General features: G+C 43.4%; 8 protein-coding genes. 4 read left to right on the top strand and 4 right to left on the bottom strand.

The annotated features are described in order from the left end of the window. Window positions 1–202 (top strand): hypothetical protein (locus H6G14_RS33425; RefSeq protein ID WP_206757625.1); only part of this gene is annotated, 202 nt, incomplete at its 5' end. 158 nt (window positions 203–360) lie between these two features. Here the strand turns inward: H6G14_RS33425 and H6G14_RS32490 are convergent. Further along, entirely contained in the window at window positions 361–1,893 is a 1,533-nt protein-coding gene (locus tag H6G14_RS32490; protein WP_190573042.1) for a relaxase/mobilization nuclease domain-containing protein, read from the bottom strand. 2 nt (window positions 1,894–1,895) lie between these two features. Next, window positions 1,896–2,303, bottom strand: coding sequence for a plasmid mobilization protein (locus H6G14_RS32485; RefSeq protein WP_242054332.1), 408 nt, complete (start codon window positions 2,301–2,303; stop codon window positions 1,896–1,898). Window positions 2,304–2,351: 48 nt separating this feature from the next. Here H6G14_RS32485 and H6G14_RS32480 point away from each other — a divergent pair, with 48 nt between their 5' ends. Continuing rightward, window positions 2,352–2,555, top strand: coding sequence for a hypothetical protein (locus tag H6G14_RS32480; RefSeq protein ID WP_190573041.1), 204 nt, complete (start codon window positions 2,352–2,354; stop codon window positions 2,553–2,555). A gap of 337 nt (window positions 2,556–2,892) precedes the next feature. Beyond that, window positions 2,893–3,393 carry a hypothetical protein gene (locus tag H6G14_RS32475; RefSeq protein WP_190573039.1) on the top strand — a complete coding sequence of 167 codons (501 nt, stop codon included), beginning with the start codon at window positions 2,893–2,895 and terminating at the stop codon, window positions 3,391–3,393. 52 nt (window positions 3,394–3,445) lie between these two features. On the opposite strand, the gene H6G14_RS32470 is transcribed toward H6G14_RS32475, so the two are convergent. Then, window positions 3,446–3,679, bottom strand: a complete 234-nt coding sequence (locus H6G14_RS32470; protein ID WP_190573037.1) for a hypothetical protein — start codon at window positions 3,677–3,679, stop codon at window positions 3,446–3,448. Between the two features lie 450 nt (window positions 3,680–4,129). On the opposite strand from H6G14_RS32470, the gene H6G14_RS32465 reads away from it, so the two are divergent. Then, window positions 4,130–4,609 carry a hypothetical protein gene (locus H6G14_RS32465; protein ID WP_190573035.1) on the top strand — a complete coding sequence of 160 codons (480 nt, stop codon included), beginning with the start codon at window positions 4,130–4,132 and terminating at the stop codon, window positions 4,607–4,609. Between the two features lie 679 nt (window positions 4,610–5,288). On the opposite strand, the gene H6G14_RS32460 is transcribed toward H6G14_RS32465, so the two are convergent. Next, window positions 5,289–6,986: plasmid replication protein, CyRepA1 family (locus tag H6G14_RS32460; RefSeq protein ID WP_338421256.1), on the bottom strand; the 1,698-nt coding region annotated here is incomplete at its 5' end.

Here is a 6,986-nt window from a genome sequence, read left to right as displayed (position 1 = left end):
TTTGATTGCAAAGTTTTATTTCGCTTTTTCCCATAAGGCTTATTTTGCCGTTAATTATGGCTCATTTTATTGTTCACAATTTGGCTCATTTTTTCGTTCAAGTCACACAAATGCCCAACTGTCAACGGCCGTCCAAAAGGACAAAAATGACCAGTTTTTGATAGTTTGGCCGTCCACTGTTTTTGAAAAAAATCTTCTGTAACTCTTATCCAGTCTCAATTACAGCCGCTTTTTTGAGCATTTTTTATTGTCAATAAGCTGGGGTCTTATTGACAATGCGTAATCATGATATGTTGCAATTGTGTTTCAAAAATTCTTTCTTGAACTTAACCCACGAGTCAGGTGTACGCTCCGCGCGGCTCACAGACTAAAACCACGATCCTGTTGTCGCTGCTTTTGTTGCTCCTCCCACAGCAGAGCTACTAATTCCTGACTCCAATCAGGCTTAAAAGTTGTCACTCTCTTACTCTGGGGCAACAATTCTAATACTGCACTAGCAGCAGTATTCCCTTGCGGATCATTATTAAACGCCAGGAAAACTTGATTAGTATCTTTGAGAAATTCCATAGGTAGGTTATTCGGGTCATCAGCTACCATAAACATGGTTCTAGTTGGCGGTAGCCCTTTGCATTGGTGGATAAGGTATGTGGCGGCTGACATCGCATCAATTGGTGTAGAACACAGAAAGACGTTTTTCACCTTGTCTGTTGGTTTCTCTCCCAATCTCAGATAAAACCAACCATTCGATGCAGAGGTGTTTTGGTCGTACTCGACAGCCTGATGACTTAGCCTTGGGTTTGACCAAACTAATGCACCGGTGTCTTTATCATCCAGATTACGTTTGATAAACACAATATTCCGTTGCTCATCCATGTAAAGCAACTGAAGATCATGTAATCCTTGCACAATATAATTGTCTATGTAGCGTTTTTGGTTCAAATACTTGTGTAATACTTGCCACAGAACTAGATCCTCTGGTGGTGGAGTGAACTGAGGCTGTTGCTGTTTGCGTTCAATCTCTTGAAATAGGTTTTGTCTCTCCTCAACTGGAAGTGGTTTCACAGGTTTTAGCAGCAATTCATGAATAGGCTCATCATCACGTTCTGGTAGGTAGCCAACAGCGCGATGTTTTTGCAGACCAGGAAAGGTATAGGCAGGCCCCAAAGATGTACCGCTAAATTTTTGGTCATTCCACGAGTAGGAGATACCTTTACTTTTACCATTGCGCGTTAGCCCGTGGCGCACTTCTACATCCAACAGTTGCAATCGTTCAATCAGTTGGGGCATGGTTGGTTTATCTACTGTGGTGCGGTCAATTAATTCAATTAGCTGGGTTTTTATTGGCTGTTGTGGCGCTGTATTTCTTAAACCCTGCTCATACTCTAGTTTTTCTCTTTCAACTCGTCGCTGTTGTCCTACACTTGGGGCGCGGTTAAGTTTCTCTTTACTACCAATAGTCTGCTGTAAACCATACTCCATTTCTAACTGGCGAATAATTTTTTCTGAGCGTACATACTCCCAACTATCACTGGTAATCTTCCCGTCATCCAAATTGATTCTACTAGCGCAAATGTGTATATGATCATGGTCGTGGTCGCTGTGGCGATAGATGGCATATTGGTTAGATGTGTAACCCATTGCCACCATATACTTATCGGCTATTTCGCACCAAGTATCATTGTCTAGTTGTTCGCCTGGGCTTAGTGATAGTGAAACGTGGTGAACTACTTTAACAGCTTCGGGATTTAGTTGTCGAGATAGTCGAAATTCTCTTGCCAATTCACGAGCATTTCTCCCAAACATATTGCCACCGATTAAAGATGACTCTTCTCGATTTGAGAGATATTCCAAGAGTCCGCGAAAGCTTTGACCTTTGGTTTGATTGCCAATCATTTTTACTCCCACTCCTCCGAATCTTCATCGTCAATGTCATCGTCATCGTCATCAATGACTTCAGTTTCAATAGAAGATAATTCCCGACCAATTTGTTGTAGAAGATTTCGTAATTCTTGTAGTTGGTATGGATATACTGGTGGTTGCACTCCCATTTTTATGGCGGTGTTTGTTGCTCTGGTGAGTTGATTAATATTGTTGCCGATGCGAACTAATTCTCTATATGTTGCCAAGGTTATTTTACTCAGTCTTCTTGGCAGTGGTTTTAATAAAACACTACGTCTGGTGAACTCAGCTATCGACAGTCCCGCGTCTTGTGCTTTCAGCTTAATCATCTCGTGTTCTATTGCATTAACACGAGCTTCCAATGTCTTGTTACGCAGCAAGTTTTTTGACAGTTTAGGACGCATAACTGCAACTTACGAGAGGGGGTTTCCAAAGGGGGGGTACTTCCCCCTTTGGCAAGTCTGTTGTCCGAGCGTAGCGAGGTTTGCCGCAGGCAAAAAACACGGCTTGCTTCTAGCCCAAATTTTGGGAAGGGTGCAGAGTCTCTGTGCAGGTCACGGCGTAGCCGTGAGGCTGACTCAATCCTACAACGGGGAAAGGAATATAACAACGGCGTAGCCGTAATAGTTCATAATGAAGCACTGGGTAAATTCTAGATTTGGCGTAGCCACAATATTAAAGTTTTAGATTCGGCGTAGCCGCTACAATAAGAACTGATTCGGCGTAGCCGTTCTAGTTAGATTCTTTAACATCAGTTGAATGATAATAACAGCGTAGCTGTCACAAGAAAATCTGCTTTGGCGTAGCCACTACAGTAAGACATGGTTCGGCGTAGCCGTCATAGTAAGAACTGATTCGGCGTAGCCGCTTTGATTAAAATCTCAGATTCGGCGTAGCCGTCATAGTCAATTTTTTTTAGCATTTTGAAAACAGATTGGTATAGACGTTTTCAGATAGCCGATAATTAATAATCAATCACTACATGAGATAACAATGGCTGAACATGAGAAGTCTGAGGTCATCACTAAGAGCAAGGTTGATAAGGCCATCTCATTGCTGAAGGAGCAGAAGCCGAAAGAGCGAGAGGATGTATCTGACAGAGAGGCAGTGAGGAAAATGAGACGCTACATTGAGAAACTGACCTCCTCTAAGTATGGCTACACTTATGATGAAGTCGCAGAGATGCTGAAGGGGCTGGGTATTCATTTGAGTGGCAGCAGAATCAAGTATTTAATTGGTGAGTTAAAGAAAAGCAGCCGGAGTGTTAAAAAAGCCCAGTCGTCAGGCAATAACGAATCATCAGAGCCGACTACAGAAGCTCAAAAAGCAGTTCAAACCAGTCATGAAGCTGATAAATCCTCAGAAAATAATGCTCAGAGTAAGAGAAAAAGCAAACAGGCGACACAACAACAGCAAAAAGCTTCAGCAAACCAAGTCAGTGAACCTAATAACCATGAATTTACGCCAAAACTTTACAGCAGAGAAGACTTGTAAGCTGGCTTAAGAGGTTTAACACTGGCCAACCAATAAAACTAAACTTTCAGTGTTATGCAGCTAAGTCATCTTCGTTCAACAGCTGCAACCAATAGGTGATTTTTTGCCTCTGAGCAAGACTTAATTTAGGACTGGCAACTCGTAGGGCTTGACGAGGGAATATTTCACGTAAATCCGCCAGCATTGAAGCGTCAAGACAAGCCTCTAAACACTCAGCAATGTAGTCAATTGACTCAAGATATAACCATTCTCTTGTGGCCTCATGAGGGCAGATAGGACGTTTCATTGGGTAGCTCGACTCGATTCAAATATCTTACGCCTAGAGTGTGGGTTTTAGCTTAAAAAAGCTGTATTCAGCACTGTATAAGCATTTGGTCGTAATTAGCATAAATAATAATGCTAATTTAAGGTGTTCCACATTGGTTACACATTGCTTACACATTGGATAGCATAACTACTTATGTTTTAATTATGCTTTTTAAGGCTAAAGCAATTTATTAATGCCTTAAATAACAATATTTAGCAATGCTTAGGCACTGTTAATAACAGCACTTGTTACATTACTAATAAAGTTAAGTGCAGTATTGGCAATGCTTCTTTAATGCACTTCACTGTAAAAGCACATTATAAAAACCTTGTTTAACCGTAGGGACAATGTATGGAAGATGCTGATAACAAGAGCGTACAAGTTACGGCTTATTTACCCAAGGATGTGCATGAACAACTCAAGAAGTGGATGGATGACAATTATCAACGCTCTATCTCCTCTGCTGTCTCGCTGATTGTCGAACACTTCCTGAAAAAAGACGGTCGCCCTCTGGGGGATGCTGACCTTGGCCCTAGAGTGACTGCCCTGGAGCAAGAAAACATTCCGCCTCGGCTGACCCAGCTAGAAAGGCAGATGCAGCAGATGAGGGAAGCCCTTATCGCGGCTGGAGCCATCAGCCTTGCTAGTGGGGTTGAGGAGCATTTAGCAGAAAACACCAGTATAGAAGGGGGTCAGTTCATCTACTCGGTCAAGGAAGCCAGGGAGGGGTTGAGTAAAACCGAAATCATGCGACGTTTGGATCTGACCGCTACCACCTTGAAGCGGCTGGCTGAAACTGAAAGGACGACAGAGGAGAAATATTTGGCTAAAGTCACGGGCTGGCAGTTGGGTTCTGGTGAGCGCCCAAAATTTTACCCGCCACCACCAAACGGACAAGGGCAAGGTTAGTCAAAAAAGCTGTTTTCAGTATGGTTGATTTTCAGTAAGAAAACTGCTCAGTGTTTCAAGTCAATTTTTGAGTGTTTGAAGCCTCGCACAGTACGCAATCTTTTTAATCCCAATTTTTTGAGGCGGAAATGCTACAAAAATCGTTGGTTCTCAAGCTACTACTGCGTTTATACATGGGCTGTACCTTGATAAACAGTAATTTTCATGCACTCGTTATGTGGAACACGGCATTTACACATTGCTTATGCCGTAGAAAGCCGTAATTGTTATGCACTATTAATGTGGAATACCTTATTGGCACATTATTTAAACTCCTTCTAGCAGTATTGTCTATGCTTCACAGCAGGGAAACACAGTATCAAGCACATTACCAATGCCTGGGTCAGCATTGAGCGCCAGCCGCCCCAACACTGTATAGAAATATTGGGGGTTTGAGGGGTTGATAAGGATGGGATTGTATTACTTGTCCAGTAAACTTGTTTATCTATTTAATTACCGTTAGTGGACGTGACAAAAAAATGGCATTTTGAGACTGTATCTTGGTCAACTATCGCACCACTAGCTCATCAGCCCTCTAAAAAAGGCGCAATAGATGTAAACAACCCATGACGAGACTAGCTGTAGTCAATGGGCTACAACGCGCACAGCTATTTAGTTGGGTGGAGAATTGAAATTGTAGTTAAGCTGCTACTTTCTCTTTCTCTTTCTCTTTAGCCAGCCAGTGCTGGAAAATTTGCTCACGTCCATCGTCAGCACCAACCACATGATAAATTCGTTGGCGATCGCCAGTGCCATCACGACCTTTATATTTAAGTTTCAGCCCTATCTTCTTCAGGAAGCGGCGCAAGATGACGATGGGCGTGTCTGAATCATTCAAGGTAATATCCAGAACGGTTTTGACTTGCCACTTCACAGATAGGGCATTGTTAGCCATCTGTACCAAGTCTTCATCAGTTCCCCTGAGTGAGCGATCGCTCTTGATGAAATTGGGGATGTTGAACTTTTCTAAGGCATGAATCACCAAACTCTTTTGACCGCCGTTAAAATCCGGTAGCCATGCGCTCTTGGCTTGAAGCATCTTTTCCCCCAATGAGCGATCGCGCTCGGCAACATACGCCCTACCCACAGTCAGGTAATAACACAGCCGCAGTTGTGGGTAATAGCCAGCGTCGTCTTTTTTTACCAGTTCGGGGGTAACTTCTACGCCGTAACGCTGTTCAAGCTTGTATTTGCGTTCAATGTTGCGTTCAGTTGTGGTTTTAGAGCGTTGTTGTTGTAATGCCTCATATTTAGCCGGGGTCAAATGGCTGGTATCCGCAGCACAGACATTCTCACACTCAGCATTGTAGAGGTCATCTCTTTGCTTGGTAATCAGTTTCTCTAAGATGATTCGGGTTTTGTTGTCATAAACATCGATAATGTTGTGGCCTTCGTCGGTTAATGCTTCAACTACCGACTCACGGTAATGAATCATGCCAGCATTAATCCGACAGCTCATTTTGCCAAAAATGGTCAAAGCAGTGCGGTTGATGTTGATTTCATCACCATCTATTACCATTGAGGCATCCTGTAGCAACCTCAAATTAGCTTTAAAGCATTGATGTTCACTAGCCAGAAGTGATTTAACGTTTGTTGCTCCATTACCAACCTTGCCGACCCCGTGACGGGCAACCCACAGATGGCGCTCTACTTCTTCACGGACACGGGCTAAAGCTTGGCGAGTAGCATTTTCCGGGGCAACCCCCTGGAAGCACCCCCAAACGCTGGTGAAATGCCCTCTAATGTCGATGCTCACCCCCGTACCAATGGAAGGGGAAGCCAGCACAATGTCATACTCCATGAGTATCTGGTTAAGTCGCTCAATGCAGGCATAAGCGGCGTGTTCTGGGTCAACAATAGTTTCTGAGTCAATGCGGAGTATTCTGTGGTTGGGGAATTTTTTCTTTAACTTAGCCTCTAAAACTTTGGTTCCCCATTTAGATTTGGCTTTTTGAGCGTCAACGGCAATAAACGGCTTACCCCCCGTTTTAATGTGGGCTTCAAGAGCAGCTAACCAGCAGATAGGGGTAGTTTGTTTGTAGTTGTAAATATTCCAGGGTTGACCCTTCCAGGTGTTGACCACAACCCAAGGGGTAACTTTGGTTTCTGCTAGACCCATGACCATCTGGGCTGATAAATCCGATAAATCAGCATCAGCGACGATAATTCTGCCACGACCAGGAGCGATAGCATTCTTGAACAGCTGTGAAAGTTGGTTGAGGACTTCGACCCGATGTTTTTTAACTTCGGTGGTAGCAGAGAGTGAATGCCAAATTACCTGCTCAGATTCGTCAATGATGACTAGGGGTTGCTTCCAATGTTCAGCATTGAATCTGGC

The organism is Nostoc parmelioides FACHB-3921 (assembly GCF_014696625.1).
Taxonomy (GTDB): Bacteria; Cyanobacteriota; Cyanobacteriia; order Cyanobacteriales; family Nostocaceae; genus Trichormus; species Trichormus parmelioides.
Note: the sequence above shows the minus strand (reverse complement) of the source record. Positions and strands in the feature narration are given on the sequence as shown.

Excerpts from the sequence above, each read along its gene's own strand:
- H6G14_RS32490 (WP_190573042.1), bottom strand. The coding sequence starts at position 1,893 with ATGATTGGCAATCAAACCAAAGGTCAAAGCTTTCGCGGACTCTTGGAA.
- H6G14_RS32485 (WP_242054332.1), bottom strand. The coding sequence starts at position 2,303 with ATGCGTCCTAAACTGTCAAAAAACTTGCTGCGTAACAAGACATTGGAA.
- H6G14_RS32475 (WP_190573039.1), top strand. The coding sequence starts at position 2,893 with ATGGCTGAACATGAGAAGTCTGAGGTCATCACTAAGAGCAAGGTTGAT.
- H6G14_RS32470 (WP_190573037.1), bottom strand. The coding sequence starts at position 3,679 with ATGAAACGTCCTATCTGCCCTCATGAGGCCACAAGAGAATGGTTATAT.
- H6G14_RS32465 (WP_190573035.1), top strand. The coding sequence starts at position 4,130 with ATGGATGACAATTATCAACGCTCTATCTCCTCTGCTGTCTCGCTGATT.